This window comes from Streptomyces spongiicola (assembly GCF_003122365.1).
Lineage (GTDB): Bacteria > Actinomycetota > Actinomycetes > Streptomycetales > Streptomycetaceae > Streptomyces > Streptomyces spongiicola.
This window is the reverse complement of record NZ_CP029254.1, coordinates 6,402,629-6,429,590: the sequence shown is the minus strand read 5'-3', so window position 1 is coordinate 6,429,590 and position 26,962 is coordinate 6,402,629. Positions and strand designations below refer to the sequence as shown.

General features: G+C 71.8%; 19 protein-coding genes. 11 read left to right on the top strand and 8 right to left on the bottom strand.

Features of this window, described 5'->3' with window-relative positions; translation table 11 throughout:
* Positions 1 to 316: 316 nt before the first annotated feature.
* Positions 317 to 3,265: a Pls/PosA family non-ribosomal peptide synthetase gene (locus tag DDQ41_RS28015; RefSeq protein WP_109296959.1), complete on the top strand. Its 2,949-nt coding sequence runs from the start codon at positions 317 to 319 to the stop codon at positions 3,263 to 3,265.
* Between the two features lie 85 nt (positions 3,266 to 3,350).
* On the opposite strand, the gene DDQ41_RS28010 is transcribed toward DDQ41_RS28015, so the two are convergent.
* Complete coding sequence (locus DDQ41_RS28010) at positions 3,351 to 4,562, bottom strand: cytochrome P450 (protein WP_216365089.1); 1,212 nt, start codon at positions 4,560 to 4,562, stop codon at positions 3,351 to 3,353.
* Between the two features lie 524 nt (positions 4,563 to 5,086).
* Between DDQ41_RS28010 and DDQ41_RS28005 the strand changes: the two genes are divergently transcribed.
* Complete coding sequence (locus DDQ41_RS28005; RefSeq protein WP_245991413.1) at positions 5,087 to 5,734, top strand: GAP family protein; 648 nt, start codon at positions 5,087 to 5,089, stop codon at positions 5,732 to 5,734.
* Positions 5,735 to 6,101: 367 nt separating this feature from the next.
* Here the strand turns inward: DDQ41_RS28005 and DDQ41_RS28000 are convergent, their stop codons facing one another.
* From DDQ41_RS28000 to DDQ41_RS27975, 6 genes are all read right to left on the bottom strand, one after another.
* Positions 6,102 to 7,145 carry an SPFH domain-containing protein gene (locus DDQ41_RS28000; protein ID WP_109296956.1) on the bottom strand — a complete coding sequence of 348 codons (1,044 nt, stop codon included), beginning with the start codon at positions 7,143 to 7,145 and terminating at the stop codon, positions 6,102 to 6,104.
* A gap of 3 nt (positions 7,146 to 7,148) precedes the next feature.
* Entirely contained in the window at positions 7,149 to 7,577 is a 429-nt protein-coding gene (locus DDQ41_RS27995) for an NfeD family protein (protein ID WP_109296955.1), read from the bottom strand.
* 439 nt (positions 7,578 to 8,016) lie between these two features.
* Positions 8,017 to 9,027 (bottom strand): cation diffusion facilitator family transporter, encoded by a 1,011-nt coding sequence (locus DDQ41_RS27990; RefSeq protein WP_262508598.1) that lies wholly within the window; start codon positions 9,025 to 9,027, stop codon positions 8,017 to 8,019.
* Positions 9,028 to 9,401: 374 nt separating this feature from the next.
* Positions 9,402 to 9,767, bottom strand: coding sequence for an MmcQ/YjbR family DNA-binding protein (locus DDQ41_RS27985; RefSeq protein ID WP_109296953.1), 366 nt, complete (start codon positions 9,765 to 9,767; stop codon positions 9,402 to 9,404).
* 268 nt (positions 9,768 to 10,035) lie between these two features.
* Positions 10,036 to 10,647: a hypothetical protein gene (locus DDQ41_RS27980; RefSeq protein WP_109297983.1), complete on the bottom strand. Its 612-nt coding sequence runs from the start codon at positions 10,645 to 10,647 to the stop codon at positions 10,036 to 10,038.
* A gap of 316 nt (positions 10,648 to 10,963) precedes the next feature.
* Entirely contained in the window at positions 10,964 to 11,251 is a 288-nt protein-coding gene (locus DDQ41_RS27975) for a YkvA family protein (protein ID WP_109296952.1), read from the bottom strand.
* 784 nt (positions 11,252 to 12,035) lie between these two features.
* Here DDQ41_RS27975 and DDQ41_RS27970 point away from each other — a divergent pair.
* Both DDQ41_RS27970 and nhaA read left to right on the top strand, forming a co-directional pair.
* A complete protein-coding gene (locus DDQ41_RS27970) occupies positions 12,036 to 13,571 on the top strand; it encodes an alanine/glycine:cation symporter family protein (RefSeq protein ID WP_109296951.1) in 1,536 nt (511 codons plus the stop codon).
* Positions 13,572 to 13,798: 227 nt separating this feature from the next.
* The gene (gene nhaA, locus DDQ41_RS27965) at positions 13,799 to 15,115 is read left to right on the top strand and encodes a Na+/H+ antiporter NhaA (RefSeq protein WP_109297982.1); all 1,317 of its coding nucleotides are present in this window, start codon (positions 13,799 to 13,801) and stop codon (positions 15,113 to 15,115) included.
* Positions 15,116 to 15,344: 229 nt separating this feature from the next.
* On the opposite strand, the gene DDQ41_RS27960 is transcribed toward nhaA, so the two are convergent.
* A complete protein-coding gene (locus DDQ41_RS27960) occupies positions 15,345 to 16,250 on the bottom strand; it encodes an NADP-dependent oxidoreductase (protein WP_109296950.1) in 906 nt (301 codons plus the stop codon).
* Positions 16,251 to 16,434: 184 nt separating this feature from the next.
* On the opposite strand from DDQ41_RS27960, the gene DDQ41_RS27955 reads away from it, so the two are divergent.
* From DDQ41_RS27955 to DDQ41_RS27920, 7 genes are all read left to right on the top strand, one after another.
* A complete protein-coding gene (locus DDQ41_RS27955) occupies positions 16,435 to 17,343 on the top strand; it encodes a helix-turn-helix transcriptional regulator (RefSeq protein WP_109296949.1) in 909 nt (302 codons plus the stop codon).
* 627 nt (positions 17,344 to 17,970) lie between these two features.
* Positions 17,971 to 19,266, top strand: a complete 1,296-nt coding sequence (gene galT, locus DDQ41_RS27945; protein WP_394342163.1) for a galactose-1-phosphate uridylyltransferase — start codon at positions 17,971 to 17,973, stop codon at positions 19,264 to 19,266.
* A 149-nt stretch (positions 19,267 to 19,415) separates the two neighbouring features.
* On the top strand, positions 19,416 to 20,579 hold the full coding sequence (gene galK / locus DDQ41_RS27940) for a galactokinase (protein ID WP_109296947.1): 1,164 nt from the start codon (positions 19,416 to 19,418) through the stop codon (positions 20,577 to 20,579).
* 845 nt (positions 20,580 to 21,424) lie between these two features.
* Complete coding sequence (locus DDQ41_RS27935) at positions 21,425 to 22,798, top strand: ABC transporter substrate-binding protein (protein ID WP_245991411.1); 1,374 nt, start codon at positions 21,425 to 21,427, stop codon at positions 22,796 to 22,798.
* Positions 22,799 to 22,874: 76 nt separating this feature from the next.
* Positions 22,875 to 23,834, top strand: a complete 960-nt coding sequence (locus DDQ41_RS27930; protein ID WP_109296945.1) for a carbohydrate ABC transporter permease — start codon at positions 22,875 to 22,877, stop codon at positions 23,832 to 23,834.
* Positions 23,831 to 24,742 carry a carbohydrate ABC transporter permease gene (locus DDQ41_RS27925; protein ID WP_109296944.1) on the top strand — a complete coding sequence of 304 codons (912 nt, stop codon included), beginning with the start codon at positions 23,831 to 23,833 and terminating at the stop codon, positions 24,740 to 24,742. Before DDQ41_RS27930 ends, DDQ41_RS27925 begins: the two co-directional genes overlap by 4 nt.
* On the top strand, positions 24,739 to 26,778 hold the full coding sequence (locus DDQ41_RS27920; protein WP_109296943.1) for a beta-galactosidase: 2,040 nt from the start codon (positions 24,739 to 24,741) through the stop codon (positions 26,776 to 26,778). Before DDQ41_RS27925 ends, DDQ41_RS27920 begins: the two co-directional genes overlap by 4 nt.
* The last annotated feature ends 184 nt before the right edge of the window (positions 26,779 to 26,962 follow it).

The following is a 26,962-nucleotide window of genomic DNA, read 5'->3' as shown; positions in this document are numbered from 1 at the left end:
CCGGTAACAGGACAGAAATCGTCCGATCGGGCCTACTGGAATGAGAGGCGATGGAAACCGGAACAGAACCGGCATCGCGGGACTCTCCCCCGCCGTCTCCAAAGTGAACCGATACGCGCGTCTCCCGAACCTCACCGGGCGAGGGCTGTACGACCGCAGGTGAACGACTTATGCATCCATGGACATACGGCCGCAAAGCAACTGATGACCTTGAGACCATCGAGTCGCGGGAGTCCGTTCACGGTCGGGGCCGGGACGGCCGCGCGGCGGCGGCGCTCATGGCCGACGGCGGCCGTCGCTTCCGGGAGGAACCGTCGTGACCTGCAACAGCTTCCAGCGGTCCGCCACCGCAGGCGGCGACTCGGCGGTCCGGGCGGACCCGGCCACCGCAAGAAGCACCGAGACGCTGCTGGCCGAGGTGCTCGGGGGCATCCTGCGCACCGAGCGGATACCCGCCGACAGCCACTTCTTCACCGACCTCGGCGCCGACTCCATGATCATGGCCCGGTTCTGCGCCCGCGTCCGCAAACGCGACGACCTCCCCACCGTGTCGATGAAGGACGTCTACCGCAATCCGACCATCCGGCGCCTCGCCGCGGCACTGACCCCCACAGACCCGCCGCCCCCGGCGCAACCACCCGCCGGGGGCCCGGCGCGGCAGGGCGACCCCACCGAGACGCTGCTGGCCGAGGTGCTCGGGGGCATCCTGCGCACCGAGCGGATACCCGCCGACAGCCACTTCTTCACCGACCTCGGCGCCGACTCCATGATCATGGCCCGGTTCTGCGCCCGCGTCCGCAAACGCGACGACCTCCCCACCGTGTCGATGAAGGACGTCTACCGCAATCCGACCATCCGGCGCCTCGCCGCGGCACTGACCCCCACAGACCCGCCGGCCCCGGCGCCGACGGAGCCGCCCCCGGCGGGCACGTCGGGAAACACCTCGGGAAGCACGGGAAGCACCTCGGGAAGCACCTCGGGATGTGCGTCAGGTAGCACGTCGAAAGTGGCGTCAGTCGCGACGTCGGCGACGGCGGCGGGGGCCCCGGAGGCGTCTGCCGGGATGCGCACCCGGCGGTACGTGCTGTGCGGCACGCTGCAGTTCCTGTTCTTCCTGGGCCTGTCCCTCGTGGTGGCCGTCATCCTGACCAGCGGATACGAGTGGATCAGGGGCGGCTCGGGGGCTCTCGGCGTCTACCTGCGCTCGGCTCTGTTCGCGGCCGCGGCCTTCACGGCCCTCTCCGCACTCCCCGTCGTGGCCAAGTGGTTGCTGATCGGGCGCTTCCGGCCCCGCCGGCTCGCCGTGTGGAGTCTCGGTTATCTGCGGTTCTGGTGCGTGAAGACCCTGATCCGGCTCAGTCCGATGCGCCTGTTCGCCGGCACACCGCTGTATGTGCTGTATCTGCGGGCGCTGGGCGCGCAGATCGGCCGGAACGTCTCGGTCTTCTCCCGCAGCGTGCCGGTGTGCACGGACCTGCTCACGATCGGCGAGGGCACCGTCATCCGCAAGGACGTGCTGTTCGCCTGCTACCGGGCCGGCGACGGCATGATCGAGACCGGTCCCGTGACGCTCGGGCGCGACGTGACCGTCAGCGAGCAGACGGTCCTCGACATCGGTACCTCGATGGACGACGGCGCCCAGCTCGGCCATGCCTCCTCGCTGCACACCGGACAGGCCGTCCCCGCGGGCGAGTCATGGCACGGATCACCGGCCCAGCCGACCACCACGGACTTCCGCGCCGTCGAGCCCGCGACCTGCGGCGGACTGCGCAAGGTCCTCTACACGGCGGCTCAGCTCCTCCTGCTGCTGGGGGTGTACCTGCCCATCGCGCTGGGTGGTCTCGGCCTGCTGTTCGCCGTACTGCCGCAGCTCGACGCACTGCTGCACCCCGAGCTGGCCCTGACCAGCCCCGGGTTCTACCTCGATGTGCTGATCGCCTCGCTCGTCACCTTCTTCGGCGGTCTGCTGGCGGCCCTGGTCACCATGAACGCCGTACCCCGGCTGCTGCGCCTGGCGATCAAGCCGGGCAGGGTCTACCCCCTGTTCGGGGTCCACCACGGTTTCCAGCGGGCCCTCACCCGGATGACCAACGTCAGGTTCTTCGTCCTGCTCTTCGGCGACAGCTCCGCCATCGTCCACTACCTCCGCTGCCTCGGGTACGACCTGTGCCGGGTCCAGCAGACGGGTTCGAACTTCGGCTCGCTGGTCAAGCACGACACCCCGTACCTGAGCCGGGTCGGCACCGGCACGATGGTCGCGGACGGCCTGTCGGTCATCAACGCCGACTTCTCCAGCACCACGTTCCGCCTCTCCCCGGCCTCGATCGGGGCGAGCAGCTTCCTCGGCAACAACGTCGTCTACCCCGCGCGCAGCCGTATCGGGGACAACTGCCTGCTCGCGACCAAGGTCATGGTGCCCGTCGACGGCCCGGTCCGCGAAGGCGTGGGGCTGCTGGGCTCGCCGAGCTTCGAGATACCGCGCACGGTCCGGCGGGACCAGCGCTTCGACCACCTCGCCACCGGCGACGAACTGCGCCACCGCCTGAGGGCGAAGAACCGCCACAACGCCGTGACGGCGGCCCTGCACCTGCTGGTGCGCTGGTTCCACTTCTATGTCGTCGCCCTCATCGGCATGACCGCGGTCGATCTCTACCACGCCCACGGTGTGGCGTCGGTCGTGCTGTTCAGCCTGATCACCCTGGTGTTCACCGTCGCCTACTTCGCGCTGGTCGAGCGGATCGTGATCCGGGTCCGGCCGCTGAGGCCGCTGTACTGCTCGATCTACGACCTGTCCTTCTGGCGGCACGAGCGCTTCTGGAAGCTGACGACCCACCGCTATATGCAGCTCTTCAACGGCACCCCGTTCAAGAACCTCGTCTGGCGGCTGCTGGGGGTCCGGATCGGCCGGCGGGTCTTCGACGACGGCTGCACGCTGATCGAACGGTCCCTCGTCACCATCGGCGACGAGTGCACGCTCAACGCCGGCACCGTCATCCAGTGCCACTCCCAGGAGGACGGCGCCTTCAAGTCCGACCAGGTGACACTCGGCGCCCATGTGACCCTGGGTGTCGGCGCCTTCGTCCACTACGGGACGACGGTCGGCGACCACGCCGGACTCGCCGCCGACTCCTTCCTGATGAAGGGCGAGGAGGTACCCGCCCGGGAGGACTGGGGCGGCAACCCGGCCCGGGAGGGCATCGCGGTACGACGGGTGCCCGTCTGCCGTGAACCGGTCGACGGCAGGCCGTCCGCGGCGCTGCGCTGACGCGCGGCGGGGAACGCCCACAGCGCCGGGCGGCGGCGGAGGCGTCCGGCAGCCCCGAGCGGCCCGGCCGGCCGGGCGGGCGGTGTCAGACCAGGACGCGGTCGAAACCGACCGGCAGATGCCGCGGCCCGCGCAGCACCGCACTGCTGCGGTACGGCGGAGGGTCCTGAAGCAGACGCGGGCCGTCGAGCCGGCGAACCAGTTCGGTGAGGGCGACCTGGGCCTCCAGGCGGGCGAGTGGCGCGCCGAAGCAGACGTGGATACCGCTGCCGAAGCCGAGGTGCTCGATGTCGGGGCGGTCCGGGTCGAAGGTGTCCGGGTCGGCGAAGCGCTTCGGGTCGCGGTTCCCCGATGCCAGGACCAGGGCGACCGTCGATCCCGCCGGGATGGTGACGTCGCCGATCTCGATGTCCGCCAGCGCACCCCGCCTCGGGATCATCTGTACCGGCGGCTCGAACCGGAGCAGTTCCTCGATGAGCCGCGGCGCGATCTCCGGCTCCCGGCGCAGCCGCTCCCACTGCTCCGGGCGCCGCAGCAGGGTGAGCGCGCCGTTGGTGATGAGGTTGACCGTCGTCTCGTGGCCCGCGATCAGCAGCAGGACCGAGGCGACGAGAAGCTCCAGACGGCTGAGCGGTCCGCCTTCGGCGTCGTGGTCCCCGGCGAGCCGGAACAGCATTCCGTCCCCGGACCCGCCGGCGCCCTTCTCCACCAGGTCGTTGAGGTAGAGCGCTAGTTCCTGCCTGGTCTCGGCCCCTTGCCTCAGCCTGACGGCCGGGTCCTCGCCGGGCCGGGGGTCGATGGAGGCGACCAGCTTGTCGGCCCAGCCCCTGAAGCGCGGCTCGTCCTCGGGCGGCACCCCGAGGAGCCGGCAGATGACGGTCACGGGGAAGGGATAGGCGAAGGCGTCCACCAGGTCGGCCTCTCCCCCCTCGGGGAAGGCGTCGATCAGCTTGTTGACCGTCGTCTCGAGGTCCCCGCGCATGTCCTTGACCAGGCTCGGCGTGTGCGGGGGCCCGAACTGCCGCATCAGCAGGGACCGGACGCGGTCGTGCTCGGGCGGGTCCATGCCGAGGATGCTGGGCGGGAGCTTCCCCCCGTCGGCCGCCTCCTGCTCGGCGTTGGTGGAGGTGAGACGGGGGTCGTGCAGCAGGGCCAGGACCTCATGGTAGGTGCTGACGGCGTAGCTGCCGTCCTCCTGCCTGCACACCGGCGTCCCGCGCAGCTCGGCGTACAGCGGATAGGGGTCGGCACGGCTCCCGTGGTCGAGGATCCGTCGCATCAGGGTCTCGCCGTTCATGCCGCCCATGCCGCCCGCCCTTCCGATTCGCGGTAGCTCCCGCCGCGCCGGCGGGCCGTCCGGCATTCTGACCCGGATCGATCACCGCTCGGTCCACCCGTGGCCGGACCCGCCAGGACGTCCCCTGACCGGCTCACACGGTGCGCGTGCCGGGTCCCGGGCCGCCGGGCGGCCTGTGTTCGCGCCGCCGGCGGCCCGGGCACGGCCCCGAGGCCCGCGGGCTTCCTCGCGCCGCCGGCGGCCCGGGCACGGCCCCGAGGCCCGCGGGCTTCGGAGAAGGCGCGCGGCGGGAGCGCGGCCGTACGCTGCGGAGAACCCCGACGGCACCGGCGGCCGTACGCTTCGAAGCAGGGGCGCGCCGACGCGTACCCGGGCGGTCGCCGCCTCCCGATGCGCCGGGCCGTGTGACATCCTCGGCAGAGTCACCGTGCCCCGGGAATCCCGGTGCGGCACGGGCGGGTCGCGTACACAGGGGCGACCGTGCGTGCACACGCGCAGGACGAGGGCGGTAGAGGGCGGTGCCGGTGGCATTCGGTGAGGTCGTGTTCTTCGCGGTGGTGATCGCCGTGTCGCCGTTCACCCTCATCCCCGCGCTCTTCATGCAGTTCACCCCGCGGCCGCGGGCGACCAGCAGCGCCTTTCTGGCCGGCTGGGTCATCGGCATCGTCGCCCCGGCGAGCGCCTCTGCCGCGCTGGCCTCCGTCGTCCACCGCCCCGAGGAGGGTCCGCCGTGGGTCGCCTGGGCCCGGGTCGGCCTGGGATCGCTCCTCATCGCCTTCGGCCTCCGCCAGTGGCTGACCCGGCAGGGCAGACCGGCGCCGGGCTGGATGCGGCTGCTCAGCGGCGCGCACCCGGCCAGGGCGTTCCGGCTCGGGCTGCTGCTGTCGCTCGCCAACCCGAAGATCCTGCTGCTCTCCGCCGCCGCCGGTCTCGCCATCGGGTCCGGTGCGCACGCCACCACGAGCGGTGTGACGGCCCTCGCCCTGTTCACCGCCTGTGCCGCCAGCACGGTGGCCCTGCCCGTGGCGCTCCATGTACTCATGGGTGAGCGGGTCCTCGCCCCGCTGACCCGGATCAGACGGTGGCTTGAGGGCCATGCCGCGGGGGTGATGGCGGTGGTGATCGCCGCGGTGGGCGTCCTCGTCGTCTTCGAAGGGGCCGTCAGGCTCTGAGCGGCGTTACGGTCCGGTGCCCTGCCGGTTCATGGCCCGCCACCGCCGCTGTGGCGTCGGCACGATCCTGGAACCCCGCCTCGGCCGCGAGACGACGCAGAGCCGGATACGCTCCCAGCTCGGCAGCTCCCGGCTGCGCGTCCACCCCATGCACCTCCCTGTGCCCGGCTCCCGGCTCCCAAAGTCCCTGTGCGCGGCTCCCGGCTCCCTGCTCCCGACTCCTGGCTGCCGGCTGCCAGCCCGTGGCTCCTGGTTGCTGACTGCCGGCCCGCACCCCGGCCGAGCCGCGCACGCGGCCGCCGGCCGGCGACTGGCAGGCGGCCGGTCAGCGACTCCGGAGGCGGGCCACCGGACACCCGCAAGGCCCTCAGGCCGACCCGCCGGTCGGGGGCGGCGCGGGGAGCGGAGGTGCCGTGGTCGACTGGACGGCGTCGGCGACGGCCTCGGCCGCGGCTTCCGCGGCCCGCGCCGCGTCGTCAGCGGCCTTCCGGTCGGCCGTGGCGCCGGAGGCCTCCTCCCGGGTCGCGGGCGACTGGGGCAGCGCCTCGCTGAAGGCGCGGGACACGCCCTGGAGCGCGGAGGTGACCTCACCGGGGATGACCCAGAACGTGTTGCCCGATCCCTGTGCCAGCTGCGGCAGCACCTGGAGGTACTGGTAGGCGAGCAGTTTGGGGTCCGGGTCGTTGCGGTGCACCGCCTGGAACACCTCGTCGATGGCCCGGGACTGCCCCTCGGCCTTGAGGATGTCCGCGGTCCGGTTGCCCTCCGCCCGGAGAACGGCGGACTGCTTCTCCCCCTCGGCGGTGAGGATCTGGGCCTGCCGCTGCCCCTCGGCCCCGAGAATCGCGGCCCGCTTGTCCCGCTCGGCCCGCATCTGCTTCTCCATCGCGTCCTTGATGGACTGCGGAGGGTCGATGGCCTTGATCTCCACACGGTTGACCCTCAGCCCCCACTTGCCGGTGGCCTCGTCCAGCACCCCGCGCAGCTGGTTGTTGATGATGTCGCGTGAGGTGAGGGTCTGCTCCAGATCCATCGAGCCGACGACGTTGCGCAGTGTGGTGACGGTGAGCTGCTCGACGGCCTGCAGATAGTTCGCGATCTCGTAGGCGGCCGCCCGGGGGTCGGTGACCTGGAAGTAGACCACGGTGTCGATCTCCACCACCAGGTTGTCCTCGGTGATCACGGGCTGCGGCCGGAAGGAGACGACCTGCTCACGGAGGTCGATCACGGGATAGACCCGGTCGACGTAGGGGATGACCACGTTGAGCCCCGGTTGCAGCGTGCGGTGGTACCGCCCGAGCCGCTCGACGTTGCGGGCACGCGCCTGGGGGACGACGCGGACCGCCCGAAGCACGGTGATGACCGCCAAGAGCGCGATGATCACGCCGACGAAGAGCGCCGTGGCTTCCATGACTCACTCCCGGGGGTAGACGACTGCGGTGGCGCCGCTGATCTCCATGACGTCCACTTCCGTTCCCGCAGGGATCACCAGCGTCTCGTCGTATGCGCGGGCGGTCCACTCCTCGCCGCCGATGCGGACCCTGCCACCCGAGCCCGTCACCTCCGACACGACCTGGGCGGTGCGGCCGACCAGTGCGTCCACCCCGAACCGCTCGCGCCGCGGTTTGAGTGCGCGCCGAACCCGGGGCCGCACGAACACCACACTGACCACGGCGACGACGGTGAAGACCAGCAGCTGGAACGGCAGCGGCACTCCGGCCGCGGCGAACGCCGCCGTGACGAGCGCCGCCCCGCCCAGCATTCCCAGCGCGGCGGTCAGGGTGGCGATCTCCGCGGCGACCAGAACCGCGGCGATGATCAGCCAGATCGCCCAGAGGTCCATCGCGCCCTCCTGACTGACGCGGGTGCACGTGGACCGGGGCGATGTCCCGTGTTCCCTCCCGCTCGGGCCCGGACCACCCGGTCCCGTTTCATCCTTCTTTGTCGTATCTACCCATCACAAAATCACAGAAATCCCCCGTCCTGCGTGATTCCGGGTTGGCGACCACCCTTCCGGCTGAGCCGTTCGACACCGGCCTCCGCCGCTCGCTGTCATTTGTTGTCGTTTTTTGCTGTTTTTTGCCGCTTATTGCCGGATGCTGGCGGTTGTTGCCGCACTGCCGGGCCGCCATGGGGCGGCCGAAGCACCGTCCGCACCCCGGCGCCCCGGCCGGCGAGGACCGGCGGGTGCGGCGGGTGCGGCGGGCGATCTGCCGTCGCCGGGCCCCACCGGGAGAACCCACCCCACCCACCGGCGCTCCTGGCGCCTGCGCCGCCACCGGTCAGGACAGGACCGCGCCGACGGGCCCATGACCGTGCGTGCCATCGTGATCGCCCGGGCCGCCGTCCCCGCGTCCGTACGGGCTCCGGTCCCCGCGCCCGTGCGGGTCGGCCCGGTGCGTCACCTCACCCGGCGCGCCGTCGTGTCCGCCGATCTGGAGGAGGGCCTCCGGCCGGTGATCCACCTGGAGCGTGGTGTGCGTGATGCCGAAGTCGCGGCGCACCAGGTCCTCGAGGTCGCGCCGTACGGCGTGGCAGTCGCCGCCGGCTTCGACGAGCACATGGGCGGACAGGGCGACCTCCTCGGACGCGATCTGCCAGATGTGGAGGTCGTGGATCTCCCGTACACCCGGCTCCGCCGCCAGCCGCCCACCGAGCCGGCCGGGGTCGACATGGGCGGGCGCGGCCTCGAGGAAGATCCTCCCCGAGTCGCGGAGCAGGCCGTAGCCGGCCCTGAGCATCAGGGCGACGACCACGAGCGTCGCGATGCCGTCGGCCCGCGCGAAACCCGTGGTGAGCACGACGAGTGCGGCGACCGCTGTGCCGATGAACGCGAACAGGTCGTTCAGGATGTGCTGGTAGGCGCCCTCGACGTTGAGCGAGGAGCGGTTGGCCCGGGACAGGCACCAGGTGGCGGCCACGTTCACCGCGACCCCCGCCAGGGCGGTGGCCAGCATGAGCCCGCCCTTGACCTCGGGAGGGTCGATGAGCCGCTCGACGGCCTCGACCGTCAGCCAGGCGCCCAGCAGGATCAGGGAGAGCCCGTTCACCTGGGCGGACAGGATCTCCACCCGCTTCAGGCCGTAGGTGTAGCTGCCCCGGGGAGGACGCCTGGCTATCCGCATCGCCACGAGCGCGAGGACGATGGCCACCGCGTCGGTCAGCATGTGCGCGGCATCGGAGATCAGGGCCAGCGACTCGGCCACGAAACCGATGACGACCTCGACCGACATGAACCCGACGATCAGGACCAGCGCGATCGAGAGCCATCTCTTGTCGGAGTCCCCCGTCACACCATGAGCGTGATCGTGGCCGTGGCCGTGCGAACCACCGTGAGCGTGTCCCGCGCCCATCGCTTCCCCCTCGGATACGAGATCGAGTGCCTTTCAGCCGTGCAGTGAAACGCACGGGAGGAGTTCACGCAAAGGCTGCAACGATGGTGGGAATCGCTGTCGTTAACACTCCCCTGACCTGCGCTTTCACATCCGGCAGCGCGGATTCCGAAGAGAAACGGCAGTCGTTGTCGAGTTCGTCTGCCGCGCACGGCTCTCCGGAACCGCCGCCCCGCCGGCCCCGCTCTCCGGAACCGCCGCCCCGCCGGCTCTCTCGGCGCCACCTCCCGCCCCGGATCGCGGCGCCCGGGCGGTCCGCCGCGGCCCTGACCCGTTCACCCGCCGTTGCCCTCGCCGGGCCGCAGCTCGGGGTGCTGCTCCGCCAGCCGGTCCGGCGCCGCCTGCCTCCAGGAGTCCACGAGGATGTCGCGCAGCTCGTCCAGATCCTCGAGTGCGCTGAGCCGCACCCGGACCCAGGCCGAACCCGCCTCGTGCGGCGGTACCCAGAACTTCTCGGGTTCGGCGGCGATCAGCTCGGTCCGCTCGTGCTTCGGACAGCGCACGGCGAACGACGTCTGGTCGTCGGGCATCGTGACGTACATCTTCCCGGCGACACGGAACGTCGGCATGCTCCATGCCTCCCTCTCCACCGTGTCGGGAAGGGACAGGGCGATACGGCGGATTTCCTCGGACTCGATCATGTGTCCACCGTAGCCAGCGCCGCTGACACCCGGCCGCGCGCGGATGCCCGACCCATCGCCGGGGACCCTGGACCGCCGTGATCGGACAGGTCCGCCGGGTACCCGCTCGGGTGTCGGGCGCGGACGCGGGTGTCGGGTGTCGGGTGTCGGGTGTCGGGTGTCGGGTGTCGGGTGTCGGGTGTCGGGTGCGGATGTCCAGATGTCAGATGTCAGATGTCAGATGTCAGGCGTAGGCCGTCGTCCGTGTGGAGCCGTCGCGCGTCCGGCATCAGGCGGGCGGTTCACCGTCCAGTCCCACCGTGGTGGTGACCCGCACGGCAGCCGGCTTCCGGGGTACGGAGCCGAATCCGAAGCGCACGGGAGGTTCGACGGGCGCGAGGGGGCCGAGCTCCACCCCCTCGAAGACGGCACGAGCACGCACGATCGGAAGGAGATCCCGCGCGCCGTACCATTCGCGACGGCCGGTCCCGCTCCTGCCTCGGGTGCGTACACCCGGCATCAGACGTGCGGGAAGATCGGCCAGGGCGCTGAAGGCCGGCCGGTTCGCGAGCGGGCCGGGCACTGCCCGCAGCAGCCGCCCCGGGATTCCCCGCCCACCGGTAGCGAATCGCAGTTCCAGCGACGGCGCCGTCACGGTCCAGGCCGCCCCGTCCACCCGCACCCGCACCGGACCGATCCGCACCTCCTCGAAGGTGTAGGTGGCGGCGATGAAGTCGGCGACCTCCCGCGTGGGGGCCAGCAGCAGGCGCTCCCCGTCCACCCTTTCGATCATGACGTCACCGAAGGCCCCGAACGGTGACCGCACCCAGTGCCCCACCACCAGGCGAACGCCGGACCCGGTCCCGATGCCGGCGATCCAGCCCTCGAACCGAAGCCGCACGCCCACTCGCCACCTTCCTGCGCCCCGCCGCAACCTCCCCGCGGCCTCCGGCGCGTCCTGCGTACCACCATCGCCGACCCTCATCCTGCCGGGCGGGCCCGGGGCAGGCGGCGCGACGCGACCCGCTCGGCACCCGCACGGCGGCGAGGGACGCGAAGTTCACCGGCGGGGACGGCCGGATGCACACGGTCCTCGACGCCCGGCGACTCCCGGGGGACGCGGACGGCGTCCGTCGGGCGGAGGGTCCGGGCCCGCGGGCAGCGTGGGCACGGCCGAGGAGATCACCCCCGTGGGCCGGGGAGCCCTCCCGCACGGGTCAGCCGGGCTTCTGCCGTGCCGCCGCCCCCTGGGCCGCCGTTTGCAGGGCGCGGAGCGCCAGCACGAGGACGCCGATGTCGTCGAGGTACACCGGGTCCGGCAGTACGTCGACGGGCGACACGGTGTAGAGCACGGCACCCCAGAACAGGGCCTTGTCCCGCAGGGGCACCCCTGCGTCGCGCAGCGCCCGGCGGGCCCTGAGGACACGGAGGAGCATCCAGGCGGCGCCGACGGCCGTGGCCAGGGTCGCCACGCCGAGAAGCCACCAGAGAACCTTGTCATCCACATGGTTCGTCTACCCCGGCCGGGCGCGGTGACTCGGGCGCCGCGCCGGGCGCCGGCGAAGGCTGCGGGCAGGAGTCGTGAACCCGCCTCCGAAACAGGTCGCCACCGGGGGCCGGGGCCCGGGGTGCCGGGGCCCGGCCCGGGCCCCTGTGTCGCCGCGCGGGCCGCGCGGCGACACAGGGGCACCCGGTTCAGGGAGCACCCGGTTCGGGGAGCGCCCGGTTCGGGGAGCGCCCGGTTCGGGGGCGCGGATTGTCCCCGTGCTCGTTCCGGGCCGTCACTGCCAGGGCGCGGCAACCTCCGCGACGGAACTCTGCCGGAAAGCCGAATCGAGGGGACGCCGGGGCGGCATACGGCGTGCTCAGGGGCGTCCGGGGTCCTGCCCGGCCCCGGAAGGACGATCCTTTCCGCAGGTCAGCACCTCACGGGCGGCTTCACACGCATACACACAGCCAGCCCCCGTGGACGTTCGGTGAACGGAGACCCACCTCCGAATAACGGTCTTGTCACACTCGCAGGCACTTCCCGCGGCTACCGGCCGTTATGTGATTCCCATCACCCAGGAGTGCGTAAAAAACGTGCTAGAACTGCGCAACTCCGCAGTCGGCCTCGTGCCGTGACGCGGGGCGCGCCGGTCCGCCGGCGCAGCACGACCAGGGCGATCCGGTTCGAGTCCGCGGACCGGGCACCCAGGGTCGCCGATCGGACAACGGCGTTCGCTCCAAGACCGCACACCATCCGGCGCAGCCTCCCATGCGCCGGTCCTGCGCCACGAGGTAGCCACTGTGTCACTCGACTCCATGACCGAATCCGTCGACAAGGCTGTCAGCGGATTGTTCGAGCCCATCGCCACCTGGCTCGGAGAAGTCGTCTTCTACTCCGTCCCCGTAGGAGGGACGGACCTCCCCCTCATCGTCGCCTGGCTGGTCGTCGCCGGTCTGGTCTTCTCGGCCTGGTTCGGGCTGATCCAGATACGCAAGTTCCGCCTCGCGGTCGACGTGGTGCGCGGGAAGTACGACGAGAAGGGGTCGGCCGGTGAGGTCAACCACTTCCAGGCCCTGACGGCCGCCGTCTCCGGCACCGTCGGTCTCGGCAACATCGCGGGTGTCGCCGTCGCCGTCTCCATCGGCGGTCCCGGCGCGACCTTCTGGATGATCCTCTGCGGTCTGCTGGGCATGGCCACGAAGTTCGTCGAGGTCACCCTCGGTGTGAAGTACCGAGAGGTCCACGCCGACGGCACCGTCTCCGGCGGCCCGATGCACTACCTCCCCAAGGGCCTGACCGACCGCTTCGGCAAGAACGGCAAGACCCTCGGCAAGGTGCTCGCGGTCCTCGCCTCCTTCATGGTGCTGTTCTTCGGCCTCTTCGGCGGCAACCTCTTCCAGGTCAACCAGAGCTACGCGCAGCTGGTCTCCGTCGCCGGCGGCGAGGACGGCGCCGTCGGCTCCTCCTCCGGGGCGCTCTTCTTCGGCATCCTGATCGCCGCGCTCGTCGGCCTCGTGCTGCTCGGCGGCATCCGCTCCGTCGCCAACGTCACCAGCAGGCTGGTGCCGGCCATGGCGGGCATCTACATCGCGGCCTGCCTGGTCGTCATCCTGGTGAACGTCACGGCCGTCCCCGACGCGGTCGCCACCATCATCGAGGGCGCGTTCAACCCCGAGGGCGTCGCCGGCGGTGTCCTCGGTGCGCTGATCATCGGCTTCAAGCGCGCGGCGTTCTCCAACGAGGCCGGTCTCGGCTCCGCCCCGATCGCGCACTCCGCGGTGAAGACCAAGCACCCCGCGAGCGAGGGCCTGGTCGCCCTGCTGGAGCCCTTCATCGACACCGTGATCATCTGCACCATGACGGCCCTCACCATCGTGATCGCCAACCCGGCGAGCTGGGCCGAGGCACGGACCGGCGAGTCCATCGGCGGTGTCACCATCACCTCCGACGCCTTCGCCACGGTGCTGCCCTGGTTCCCGTACGTCCTGACCGTCGCCGTGATGCTCTTCGCCATCTCGACGGTGCTGACGTGGGGCTACTACTGCCTCAAGGCGTGGACGTACCTCTTCGGCCGCAGCAAGGCCAGCGAGATCACCTTCAAGGTGCTCTACTCGCTGTTCGCCGTCGCCGGTGCCCTGCTCACGCTGCAGACGCTGATCGACATGGCCGACGCGGTCCTGTTCATGCTGGCGGTCATCAACATCATCGGCCTCTACCTGCTCGCCCCCGTCGTCAAGCGGGAGCTGAACTCCTTCCTGGAGTACGTCCGGTCCCGCAAGGCCGGCGGGGCGGGCGACGCCGACGAGGACCCGGAGCAGGTGGAGACCACCGTCTGACCGCTCACGCCGTCCGGTGGAGAGGAGAGGGGACCGCATGCGCCCGCACCTTGCGCATGCGGCCCCCTCCCCACGTTCCCGCAGGTGGGACGCTGTCTGGTGGCGGCGCCCGGCTTCTGGTTAGGGTGTGAGGAACGCGTCGGCATGACGCGGGGTGTGCCGGGAAGTCTGGTCGGCGTCAAAGGGTGCAGTGTGCCCGCTCCAACGACGGCCCGGAGGCCTTCCCCATGTCAGACGCCCCGCGTCAGCGCACGACCTTCCTCGGCCTGCTGCCTCTGCCCGAGCGCAACGCCGTGGCCGAGGCGCTGCGCACCGAGACGATCGGCGGACTCGTTCTGCTGGCCGCGGCGGTGGTGGCACTCATATGGGCGAACAGCCCCTGGAGCGGCGTCTACGAGCAGATACGGGACTTCCACTTCGGGATACCCGCCCTGGGTCTCGACCTCTCGGTCGGGCACTGGACCGCCGACGGCCTGCTGGCCGTCTTCTTCCTCGTGGCCGGCATCGAACTCAAGCGGGAACTCGTCGTCGGCGAGCTGCGCAACCCCGCCACCGCCGCGCTGCCGGTCATCGCCGCGGTCTGCGGCATGGTCGTGCCCGCCGCGCTCTACATCGCGGTCGCCGCGCCCGCCGGGGGCGGACTCGACGGATGGGCCGTGCCGATGGCCACCGACATCGCCTTCGCGCTCGCGGTCCTGGCCGTGCTCAGCACCCATCTCCCGGCCGCGCTGCGGGCCTTCCTGCTGACGCTCGCCGTCGTCGACGACCTCGGCGCCATCCTGATCATCGCGATCTTCTTCACCAGCGACCTCAACTACCCGGCCCTCGCCGGGGCCTTCGCCGGCCTGGTCGTCTTCTACGTCCTCCAGCGCCTGCGGGTGCGGGGCTGGTGGTGGTACGCGCCGCTCGGCATCGCCATCTGGGCGCTGATGTACAACGGCGGAGTCCACGCCACGGTCGCCGGCGTCGCCATGGGCCTGATCCTGCGCACCACCCGCGACAAGGGCGAGAAGACCTCACCCGCGGAGCGGACCTCGCATCTGCTGCACCCCGTCTCGGCAGGAGTGGCGGTGCCGCTGTTCGCCCTGTTCGCCGCCGGTGTGGGCGTCTCCGCGGCCGCCCTGGGCGAGGTCTTCACCAGGCCCGAACCGCTCGGCGTCGTCGTCGGTCTCGTCGTCGGAAAGACCGTCGGCATATTCGCGGGCACCTATCTCGCAGCCCGGTACACCCGCGCCCGCCTCAACCCCGACCTGGAGTGGGCCGACGTCCTCTCCCTCGCCGTGCTGGCCGGAATAGGGTTCACCGTCGCCCTCCTCATCGGGGAGCTCGCCTTCTCCGACCCTGCCCAGGCCGAGCAGGTGAAGGCCGCCGTCCTCCTCGGGTCGCTGATCGCCGCGGTCCTGGCCGCCGTGCTGATCAAGCGCCGCAACGCGGTCTACCGCCGCCTCTACGAGGAGGAGACCGTCGACGAGGACGCCGACGGCATCCCCGACATCTACCAGCGGGCGGACTCCGGCATCGGCGGCTCCCGCGCCGACGGATGACGGTGCGCGGTCCGAGCCGGCCGCCGTCGCCCCGACGAACGGGGGGCCCGGAGGGCGGCGGCGTGCGGGGGCGCCGGCTGTCGGGAGTCACCGGCGACCGGCCTGGGCGGGTTCCCGGCCGGTAGGGTTCCGCGGCTGCCCGGTCACGGCACGACGGCCCGGGCGCCGGCGCACCACGCTCCCGGACGCTCCCCGGGGTGTCTCGCGGGCCGCGTCGGCCGGCCGGGCGTCAGAGGCCGAGGACGAGCTTGCCGCGCACCCGGCCCTCCCTGCTGATCCGGTGCGCCGTCGCCGCCTGCTCCAGAGGGAGGACGGACTGGACCTCGACGTGCACGGCGCGGGAGTCGAGGAGCGCGGCGATCGCGCCCAGCGCCCGGCCGTCGGGGGCGACGATGACACGGCGTGCCTCGACGCCGGGGAGGCGGTGCGCCTCGTCCAGGGGCTCCGGAAGCGTGACGAGGGTGCCGCCGGGCCGCAGGAGCCGCCAGGACGCGTGCTGCACCGGGCCGCCCACGGTGTCCAGGACGACGTCGAAGGGGCCCGCGGCGGACAGGTCCGCGCTCGCGCGGTCGGCCGGCTCGTCAACTCCCAGCCGGCGCAGGAAGTCCAGGTTGCGCGCGGAGGCGGTGGCGGTGACATGCGCCCCGAGGTGCCGGGCGAACTGGACGGCGAAGTGTCCGACGCCGCCCGCCCCCGCGTGCACCAGGACCCGCAGCCCCGCGCCCACCCCGGCCGCCTCCAGCGCCTGCCACGCCGTCAGGGCGGCCAGCGGAACCGCGGCGGCCTGCGCGAAGGACAGGCGCTGCGGCTTGGGCGCCACCGCGGCGGCGGGCAGGACGGCCAGCTCCTGGTAGGCCCCGCCGTACGGCAGCGGCAGCATCCCGTACACGGCGTCGCCGACTGCCGGGCCGCCGGGCACCGTGGCCCGTACCACTCCCGCCACGTCCCAGCCCAGTCCCTGCGGGAAGGCGCGGTCGTTGCGGACCGCGCCTTCGCGGTGCTTCCAGTCGACCGGGTTCACCCCGGCGGCCATCACCTCCACGAGGATCTCGCCGTCCGCCGGGACCGGTTCCGGCCGCCGGGCGAGTTCCAGCACGCTCTCGTCGCCGTACCGGGAGAACACCACTGCACGCATCGAACCCACTCCTGCCTGCGCCGGTCCCGGTCGTTCGGGCCGTCGCGCTCGTCCTGCCGCTTCGGGTCCACCCTGCGGGGCCCCGGCGGGCACAGCCACCACCCCCCGAGTACCAGGCGGCAGCGCGTTGGCGGGTACCGGCAGGGACAGGCTGCCGGGGGCCGGTCGGCGGATACTGGCGCGCATGGACTCGGACAACGAACTCGGCGCCTTCCTGATGTCGCGGCGCGCCCGGGTGAGCCCGGCGGCCGCCGGGCTCACCTCCCACGGCCGGCGCCGGGTGCCGGGACTGCGGCGGGAGGAGGTCGCCGAACTCGCGGGCGTCAGCGCGGTCTACTACACGCGCCTGGAACAGGGGCGCGCGCTGCATCCCTCCGGCGCCGTGCTGGACGCCCTGGCGCGGGTGCTGCGGCTCGGTGCCACCGAACGCGCCCACCTGCACGACCTGGTGCGGCGGGGCCGCGTCCGTCGCTCCGCCGGGTCCGCGGCCGACGCCGGGGAGCCGGCACCGGCCGTACCCGTACGGGACGGGCTGCGGCGGCTGCTGGCCGCGGTGGGCGCGGTGGGCGCGGTACCGGCGTACATCCTGAGCCCGGCGATGGACGTCCTCGACGCCAACGACCCGGCCCGCGCGCTCATCGGCGCTCCGGGCCCGGCTGCCGGCGGGCGGCCCAACCTCGCGCGCCACGTCTTCGCCGACCCCGCCGCCCGGGAGCGCTATCCGCAGTGGGAGGACGTGGCCCGTCAGACCGCCGGCTTCCTGCGCCTCTCCTCCGGGCGGCTCCCCGGCGACCTGCCGCTCGCCCGGCTCGTGGCCGAACTGTCCGCCCTCAGCACGGAGTTCCGTACCCTCTGGGCGATGCAGGAGGTACGGGAGAAGACACATGGCACCAAGTGCTTCCGGCATCCGGTGGTCGGCGCCTTCGCTCTCACGTACGAGACACTCACGCTGCCCGGAGACGAGCGGCGGTCCCTGGTCGTCTTCACCGCTCCCGACGCCCGCGCGGACACCGCGCTGCGGCTGCTCGGCAGCTGGACGGCGACTGCCCCGGCCCATACGCACACCGGCCACCTCGGTAACGGATCTGCGTGATGAATCCGTGATGGTCCATACCGAGCGAAGAGAGCCGGCACCACTCGCACTCCGCACCACGCGCGCCGCACGCCCTCTCCGCGGTACTCGCGTTACTCGCGCCACTCGCGCCACTCGCGCACCTCTGTGTCACTCCCAGCGCTACCGCCGCCATCGGCGCCACCGCCACCGCCACCGGACGGGGTGACCACGCACGTCACCGCGCCCGATCCGCTCGACGGCCGCGGTACGCAGACGCACGACCCACCACGCCGAAGGGGCGGACCGGTGAGGCAGGCCAGGCGAGTGGCCCTCCGGCGGGGCCGGGAGCCGTCCGCTCAGCCCCGCTCCTCTCCCCCAGGAGGCCCGGCGGAACGCGGCGGAGCTGCGCGTCCGTCCCCGCGCTGCGCCGCCCGGGGACGCCGGAGCGGAACAGTGCGGCTGCCTCCATCAGCATCACGAGGACCTCGGCCCGCTCACGGGCGGCGGAGGCGGAGGGACCGGACTCGCGGTCACGTTCGCAGTCATAGTCACGGTCGCAGCCGCAGCCGCGGTCGCAGTCACAGTCGCAGTCGCAGTCGCAGTCGCAGTCGCAGTCGCAGTCACAGTCGCGGAGGAAGCCGGCTTGGTGCTCTTTGTTTGATTGTGATGGTGACTCTTGCGCACACCTGTGCTTTGATGTGTTTGGTTTTGTTTGAAGAGTCCTGGCGAGTGGTCGGTGGCCACAGCGACGGCTCGACGCTAGAGCTGCGCTTGAGCTGCAGGGATGGGGAGTCCGGCGTGAAGAAGACCTCGACCCGGCTGGCCGACGGTCGTGAGCTGATCTACTACGACCTCCGCGACGCGGTGGTACGCGAGGCGGCGGACAGGCGCCCGCTGGAGCGGACGGTCACCACGTCCGAGGTGCGCCGCGACCCGCTGCTCGGCGACACGGTCGCCATCGCCTCGCACCGCCAGGGCCGCACCTACCATCCCCCTGCCGACGAGTGCCCCCTGTGCCCGTCCGAGGGCGACCGGCTCAGCGAGATCCCGGACTCCTCGTACGACGTGGTCGTGTTCGAGAACCGCTTCCCCTCGCTCGCCGGGGACTCCGGCCGCTGCGAGGTCGTCTGCTTCACCCCGGACCACAGCGCTTCGTTCAGGGACCTCAGCGAGGAGCACGCGCGTCTCGTCCTGGAGGCGTGGACCGACCGCACCGCAGAGTTGTCGCACCTCCCGTCCGTCGAGCAGGTGTTCTGCTTCGAGAACCGCGGTGCCGAGATCGGTGTGACGCTCGGGCACCCGCACGGGCAGATCTACGCCTATCCCTTCACCACCCCCCGTACCGCGCTGATGCTGCGCTCCCTCGCGGCGCACAAGGAGGCGACCGGCGGGGGAAACCTCTTCGACGACCTCGTCGCACGCGAGCTGGCCGGGGAGCGCGTGGTCCTGGAGGCGGAGCACTGGGTGGCCTTCGTGCCGTACGCGGCGCACTGGCCGTACGAGGTGCATCTCTACCCGCGGCGCAGGGTCCCGGACCTGCTCGGGCTCGACGAGGAGGCGCGCGCGGAGTTCCCCCGGGTGTATCTGGAACTCCTGAGGCGCTTCGACCGGATCTTCGACGGATCGGGCGGCTCCCCGAGTCCCCCCGGACCCCCCGGTTCACCCGTTTCAACCGTTTCGCCTCCGCCTGTTTCACCGGATTCACCGGATTCACCGGATTCACCGGGCGAGCCGCCGACACCGTACATAGCGGCCTGGCACCAGGCCCCGTTCGGTGTGCTGGAGGAGTTCGAGGGAGTCGCGCGCGAGGACTTCGCGCTGCACCTCGAACTCTTCACCGTCCGCCGGACTTCCGGGAAGCTGAAGTTCCTCGCGGGTTCCGAGTCCGGTATGGGCGTGTTCATCAACGACGTTCCGCCGGAGCAGGCAGCGGAGCGGCTGCGGGAGGTGGCGGGTCCATGAGCGGTACGCAGCCCGTCACGGGCGGTGCGGACAGTGCGGGCAGTGCGGGCGGTATCGGCCGGGCCGCCGCGCCGCACCCGGATCGAGACGGACCACGGACCGGATCGGCCCGGAGCGGGCCCGGTAGGCACGGACAAGGGAAGCCGGAGATGAGCGAGGCTGTCGCGGAGCGGGTCGCGGAGGACTTCCGCAGGCTGTACGGGGCCGCGCCGGAGGGAGTGTGGGCGGCACCGGGCCGGGTCAACCTGATCGGCGAGCACACCGACTACAACGACGGCTTCGTCATGCCCTTCGCGCTGCCGCACACCGCCGTCGCCGCGGTCTCCCGGCGCACCGACGGGGTACTGCGCCTGCACTCGGGCGACGTCGAGGGCGGGCCCGTGGAGCTGGCCGTACCGGACCTGGCCCCCGGGTCCGACCCCGGCTGGACGGCCTACCCCGCGGGTGTGGTGTGGGCGCTGCGCGAGGAGGGACACGAGGTCACCGGCGCGGACGTCCATCTGAGTTCGACGGTCCCGACGGGTGCGGGCCTGTCGTCCTCGGCGGCCCTGGAGGTCGTGGTCGCCCTGGCGATGAACGACCTGTTCGCATTCGGGCTCGGCGGCCGGGCGCTTGCCCGGCTGTGCAGGCAGGCCGAGAACGCCTATGTGGGCGCCCCCACCGGGATCATGGACCAGACGGCCTCCGCGTGCTGTGCTGAGGGTCTGGCCATGTTCCTCGACACCCGGGACCTGAGCCGGAGACAGATCCCCTTCGACCCGGCCGCCGAGGGCCTGCAACTGCTCGTCGTCGACACCCGGGTCAAGCACGCCCACAGCGACGGCGAGTACGGCATGCGCCGCGCCGGGTGCGAGAGGGGCGCCGCCCTGCTGGGCGTCGGCACTCTCCGCGACATCCCGTACGACGGCCTGGAAGCGGCCCTCGCCCGCCTCGGCGACGCGGAGGAGGTCCGCCGCCTGGTCCGCCATGTGGTGACCGAGAACCGCCGTGTCGAGCAGGTCGTCGCCCTCCTGGAATCAGGCGGCACCCGCGCCATCGGCCCCGTCCTCTTCGAGGGCCACGCCTCGCTCCGCGACGACTTCCGCGTCTCCTGCCCCGAGCTGGACCTGGTCGTCGACACGGCGGGGAAGGCCGGCGCCCTGGGCGCCCGCATGACGGGCGGCGGCTTCGGCGGCTCGGCGATCGTCCTGGTCGAGGCGGCGGACGCGGACACGGTCGCACAGGCGGTGGAGGGCGCCTTCACCGCGGCGGGCCTCACGGCTCCGCGGATCTTCACGGCGGCGCCTTCCGCCGGGGCACGCCGGCTCGCCTGAGCGGCGCCGCGCGGTTCCCGGCCCGGGGCGGGAGCTGCCGCGCGGCCCCGGGAGGCGAGAGCCCGCGTGTCGCCCGGGCGCCTCGCCGAGGTGCCCTCCGCGGCTGGAGGCGGACGGTCCGGGACCGCGCGCGCAGCGGCACGGACGGGCGGGCGCTGACGAGCACCGGCGGGCGCGGACGGGCGGACGCACGGACGGGCACGGGCGGACGGGCGGACGGGCGGGCGCACGGACGGGCGCGGAAACGCGCACAGCGGCAGTGCCTGCTCCGTGGAAGGTGGAGGTGCCCGGCGGTCCGGGGTTCCGGGCGGCCGCTGAGGCAGGCGCGTCCGCGGCGCGCCCTCACACTGCGTCGCGTCCGCGCCGCGTCCGCACCTCGCGCCGCCCCTTCGCGCCGCCCCTTCGCGGTGCGCCCTCACACTGCGCCGCGTCGTGTGCCCCTGCGGCGCTCCTGCGCGCGGCACCCGGTCGCGCTCCATCACACCGCGCTCCATCACACCGCGCTCCGTCACACCGAGCCGCGCCGTACATCTCGCGGTGCCCTCTCGTGCCGGGCCGGCCGTGCGGTGACCGCGAGCGCCCCTGCGGCGCCGGCCAGGAGCCGTCCGGTGCCGCACACGGCGGAAACGGCCCTCCCGCGGCCCTCGGCGGCGCCGTCCGGAGGCGGGGAAGATCGCCCGCCGCGGCCCTGAGATCCTGTCGGCATCCGCCCGTACATATCGATCCATGTTGGATTTCGAAATTTTCCGATGGAACATGTTGACTTAACGCTCGGTTAGCGGTCAATGTGTGCGCACCCCGCCGCTCACTGGGACGACAGTGCGGCATCCACCCGAGGAGACGCCATGTCACTGCCGACACGACGCCCCATGCTGCGCCGAGCCCTGGTGGCTCTCACCGTGCTTCCTCTGCTCGCCGCAGCCGCCTGCGGCAGCCCGGACAGCGACGGCAGCGACGGCAGCGCCCCGAGCGAGGCGGCCGCCTGCGAGAAGAGCAAGGGCAAGGTCGAGCTGTCCTACTGGTCCTGGATACCCGGCGTGGACAAGGCCGTGGCGGAGTGGAACCGGCAGAACCCGGACATCAAGGTGAACGTCAAGTCCACCCCGGCGGGCAACGCCGGCACCTACCAGAACATGTCGAACGCCCTCAAGGCGGGCAACGCACCCGACCTCGGCCAGATCGAGTACGACTCCCTGGCGAGCTTCCGCCTCCAGGACGGCCTCACCGACATCGCGGCATGCGCCGGGGTCAAGGACGCCGGGGCGGACTTCGTCGACTGGACCTGGTCTCAGGTGACCTTCGGCACGGGCGGCGAGGACGGCGTCTGGGCGGTGCCGCAGGACACCGGGCCGATGGCGCTCTTCTACCGCAAGGACCTGTTCGACAAGCACGGGATCGCCGTCCCCCAGACCTGGGCGCAGTACTACGAGGCGGCCAGGAAGCTGAAGAAGGCCGACCCGAAGGCGTACATCACGCACTTCTCGCAGACCGACCCGAACTGGTTCAGCGGCCTCCTCTGGCAGAAGGGCGCGAACATGTTCGGACAGGACGGCGACACCTGGAAGGTCGACGTCGGCAGCCCGTCCGGCGGCGAGGTGGCGGACTACTGGCAGAAGATGATCGACGAGAAGCTGGTCGCCACCGACCTGCAGGGCTTCTCCCCGGCGCTCTACAAGGCGTGGAACGACGGTGAGGTCGCGACCTGGGTGAGCGCCGCCTGGGGCTACTCCACCATCCGCGACAACGCCGAGTCGACCTCCGGCAAGTGGGCCGTCGCCCCCATGCCGCAGTGGTCCGCCGGCGAGAAGAAGGCGGGCAACTGGGGCGGTTCGACGACCGCCGTCCTCAAGGACAGCGAGCACCCCCACGAGGCGTCCAAGTTCGCGCTGTGGCTGAACACCGACCCGAAGGCGCTGGAGATCCTCAACCGGGAGGGCGGCCTCTACCCGGCCGCCAGCGCGGGTCTCCAGCTGGAGGCGCTGCAGCAGCCCGTGGACTTCTACGGCGGGCAGAAGGTCTTCGACACCTTCGCGGAGGCGTCGCGGAACGTGAACACCGACTGGACGTTCGGACCGACCATGACCGACACCTACCGCTTCATGGGCGACGGCATCGCGGGAGCGCTCGGCGGCAAGGGCACCCTGAGGGACGCGCTGGAGGCGGCGGACGCCAAGACCGTGGACTCCCTGAAGAAGCAGTCGCTCGAGGTCGCCGAGTAGTCGGCGCGGGGTCGGCGGCCGCCGGGCCGCCGACCCCCTTCCACGCCCCCATCCGCACGCTCAGGAGAAGCCAGACATGACCGCCGACCACACAGCGGTGACAGCGGTGACAGCGGCGCCGCAGACGAAGACCGCCCCCCGGCCCGCGCCGCCACCCCGTCGCAGGCGCAACCTGGCCCCAGTGCTCTTCCTGCTGCCGTTCTTCGTCCCGTTCGTGCTGTTCACCCTGGTGCCGGTCGGCTACGCCTTCTACCAGAGCCTGCTGCGCACCGAGCGGACCGGCGGGACCTTCGGCCGCAAGACGACCGTGTTCGCCGGGTTCGAGCAGTACGCGGAGGTCCTCGGGGACCCCGAGTTCCTCGGCAGCGCGGCGCGCGTCCTGCTCTTCGGGCTCGTCCAGATCCCGGTGATGCTGCTCCTGGCCCTGGTGCTCGCGCTGCTGCTGGACTCGACGGTGGCCCGCCTGAAGCGCTTCTTCCGCATCGCCTACTTCGTGCCGTACGGCATTCCCGGCGTGATCGCCGCGCTGATGTGGGCGTTCCTGTACGACCCGCGGCTCTCCCCGATCGTGGAGCTCCTCGACCGGGCCGGGGCGCAGCCGGACTTCCTCGGCTCGTCGATGATGCTCTGGTCCATCGGCAACATCGTGACCTGGACGTACACCGGCTACAACATGCTGATCATCTACGCCGCGCTGCAGGCGATACCGGCCGACGTCTACGAGGCGGCGCGGATGGACGGGGCGAGCGAGGCGAAGATCGCCTGGCGGATCAAGGTCCCCATCCTGCGCCCCGCCCTGATCCTCACCGGCGTCTTCTCGATCATCGGAACCCTGCAGCTGTTCACCGAACCGCAGGTACTGCGCTCCATCTCCACCAGTGTGACCAGCACCTACACCCCGAACCTGGCGGCGTACTCGCTGGCCTCGGCGAACAACTACCACGAGGCGGCCGCCATGTCGGTGACGCTGGCCCTGGCCACGTTCGTCCTCTCCTTCGGTTTCCTCAAGCTCACGGGTCGAAAGGCTGAGTCATGAGCCTCCTCACGGACACCACCGGTGCCCACCCGCCCCGGCCGGCCGGGGGGACGCGGCCGCGCGGCCCCAGGGAGAGCCGTCTGTCGGTGGCGGCCGCCACCGGATTCCTGGTCGTGATCGCCGTCTACATGCTGCTCCCCGTGTTCTGGCTGATCGTGTCGGCCACCAAGAGCCAGGGCGACCTGGTGGACTCCTTCGGGCTGTGGTTCTCCGACGTCCACCTGGCCGACAACCTGCGGGAGCTGTTCGCCCGGCAGGACGGGGTCTATCTGCCCTGGCTGCTCAACAGCCTCCTCTACGCGGGGGCCGGGGCCGCCGTCGGTACCCTGCTGTCCGCCATGGCCGGCTACGCCCTGGCCAAGTACCGCTTCCGCGGCCGGGAGCTGCTGTTCTCGGTCGTCCTGGGCGGGGTGCTCGTCCCGGCCACGGCGCTGGCCCTGCCGCTGTTCCTGCTCTTCGCGCAGTTCGAGGCCACCAACACGTTCTGGTCGGTGTTCCTGCCCAGCGTCGTGAGCCCCTTCGGGGTCTACCTCTCGCGCATCTTCGCCGCCGCTTCCGTACCGGACGAACTGCTGGAGGCGGCGCGTATCGACGGGGCCGGCGAACTGCGGACCTTCTTCACCATGTCGCTCAGGCTGATGTCACCGGCCATGGTGACGATCTTCCTCTTCCAGTTCGTGGTGATCTGGAACAACTTCCTGCTGCCGCTGGTGATGCTCCAGGACGACCGCCTGTACCCGGTCACCCTGGGGCTGTTCACCTGGCAGTCCCAGGTCAGCCGGGACCCGTCGCTGCAGATCCTCAGCATCACCGGCTCGCTCGTCTCGGTCGTACCGATCGTGATCACCTTCCTGGTACTCCAGCGCTACTGGAAGGCCGGTCTGACGGCAGGAGCCGTGAAGTCGTGAACAACGCACTCCACCAGCTGACCGAACGCCTCGGGGGCATCGCCTACGGCGGTGACTACAACCCGGAGCAGTGGCCTCGCGAGGTCTGGGACGAGGACATGCGCCTGATGCGGGAGGCCGGGGTCAACCTGGTCACCGTCGGGGTCTTCTCCTGGGCGCTGCTCGAACCGCGCCCAGGGGAGTACACGTTCGACCTGCTCGACGAGGTCATGGACCTGCTGCACGCCAACGGGATCGCGGTCGACCTCGCCACCGGGACCGCCTCTCCCCCGCCCTGGTTCTCCCTGAAGCACCCGCGGTCGCTCCCCGTCGATCGCGACGGCGTCCGGCGGTGGCACGGATCGCGGCAGACGTTCTGCCCGAGCAGCCCCGACTACGCCGAGGCCGCCGGCCGCCTCGTCGAACGGGTGGCGGACCGCTACCGCGACCACCCCGCCCTCGTCCTGTGGCACCTCCACAACGAGTGGGGGAACCACAACGCGCACTGCTTCTGCGACACCAGCGCGGCGGCCTTCCGCGACTGGCTCCGGGAGCGGTACGGCGGCCTGGAGGGCCTCAACGACGCCTGGGGAACGGCCTTCTGGAGCCAGCGGTACGGCGACTGGGCCGAGGTCATGCCGCCGCGGGCCACCACCGCCGTAGCCAACCCGACCCAGCAGCTCGACTTCCGGCGCTTCTCCTCCGACGCGCTGCTGGCGCTGCACCGGAGGGAAGCGGAGATCGTCCGCCGGCTGTCACCGGAGGTGCCGCTCACGACCAACCTCCTGGTGACCCTGGAGAAGAAGGTGGACGGGTTCTCCTTCGCGAGCGAGTGCGACCTGGTCTCGGTGGACCAGTACCTCACCGCCGCCGACCCCGAGGCGCACATCGGCCTGTCCCTGGACGCCGATCTCGCGCGCGGCATGGGCCGCGGGGCGCCCTGGCTCCTGATGGAGCACTCCACGTCGGCCGTGAACTGGCAGCCGCGCAACGTCGCCAAGACGCCGGGGCAGATGCGGCGCAACAGCCTCGCGCACCTCGCCCGGGGCGCGGACGGCATCATGTACTTCCAGTGGCGGCAGTCGAAGGCCGGTGCCGAGAAGTGGCATTCGGCGATGCTCCCGCACGGCGGCACCGACACCAGGACATGGCGCGAGGTCACCGCCCTCGGCCGGGACCTCCGGGCGCTGGCCGAGGTGCGGGGCAGCCGGGTGGAGTCGGAGGTGGCCCTGCTCTTCGACTGGAACGCCTGGTGGGCGCTGGAGATGGACGCGACGCCCTCGGTGGACCTGCGCTACCTGGACCTGGTCCGCGGCTGGTACCAGGCCCTCTGGTCGCTCGGCGTCACCTGCGACCTGGTCCACCCGGGCAGCGATCTGACCGGCTACCGGCTGGTCCTGGTCCCCAGCCTCCCCCTGGTGTCGGACGGCGACGCGACGTCACTGGAGGACTTCGTCGCCGCGGGCGGGCACACCGCCGTCGGCTTCTTCAGCGGCGTGGTCGACGAGAACGACCAGGTGCGCCTCGGCGGCCATCCCGGGGCGTACCGGGACCTGCTGGGCGTCCGGGTGGACGAGTTCTTCCCGCTGCGCGAGGCCGAGACGGTACGGCTCTCCGACGGCTCGCACGCCGCGCTGTGGACGGAACTGGTCGGCCTCCGCGGAGCCGAGGCGGTCCGCTCCTTCCACCGGGACCCCTCCCTCGGGGGCCCGGTCGCGGGCCAACCGGCGATCACCCGGCACCAGTTCGGCGAGGGCGTGTCCTGGTACGTCGCGACCCGGCCGGACGGCGATGCCCTGCGGGCGCTGCTGGCCCGCGTCTGCCGCGAGGCGCGGGTCAGCGCGGCCGCCGAGGTGCCGGCCGGGGTCGAGGCGGTGCGCCGGCGAGGCACGGACGCCGGCTATCTGTTCCTGATCAACCACACGGACACCGACGTGTCCGTCCCGGCCGACGGCGTGGACCTGCTGAGCGGCACGCCGATCAGCGGGACGGCGACGGTGCGCGCCGGTGACGTCGTCGTGGTCCGGGAACCGGGCGGCCGGCCGCCGGCCCGGTGACTCACGCGCACCGGGCAGCGGCAGGAGGGCGCCGCCGAAGCCGTCCACCGGCAGGGCGGCACCGGGCGCGGTGAACGGCCGGTCCGGCTGACCACGGGGCGCCGGTCGGCCGGGAGTGCCGAGGCGGCGCTCCGCTCCTCCCGTACTCCCGCCCGCACATCCCGCCCGACCCGCCCGCACCGCT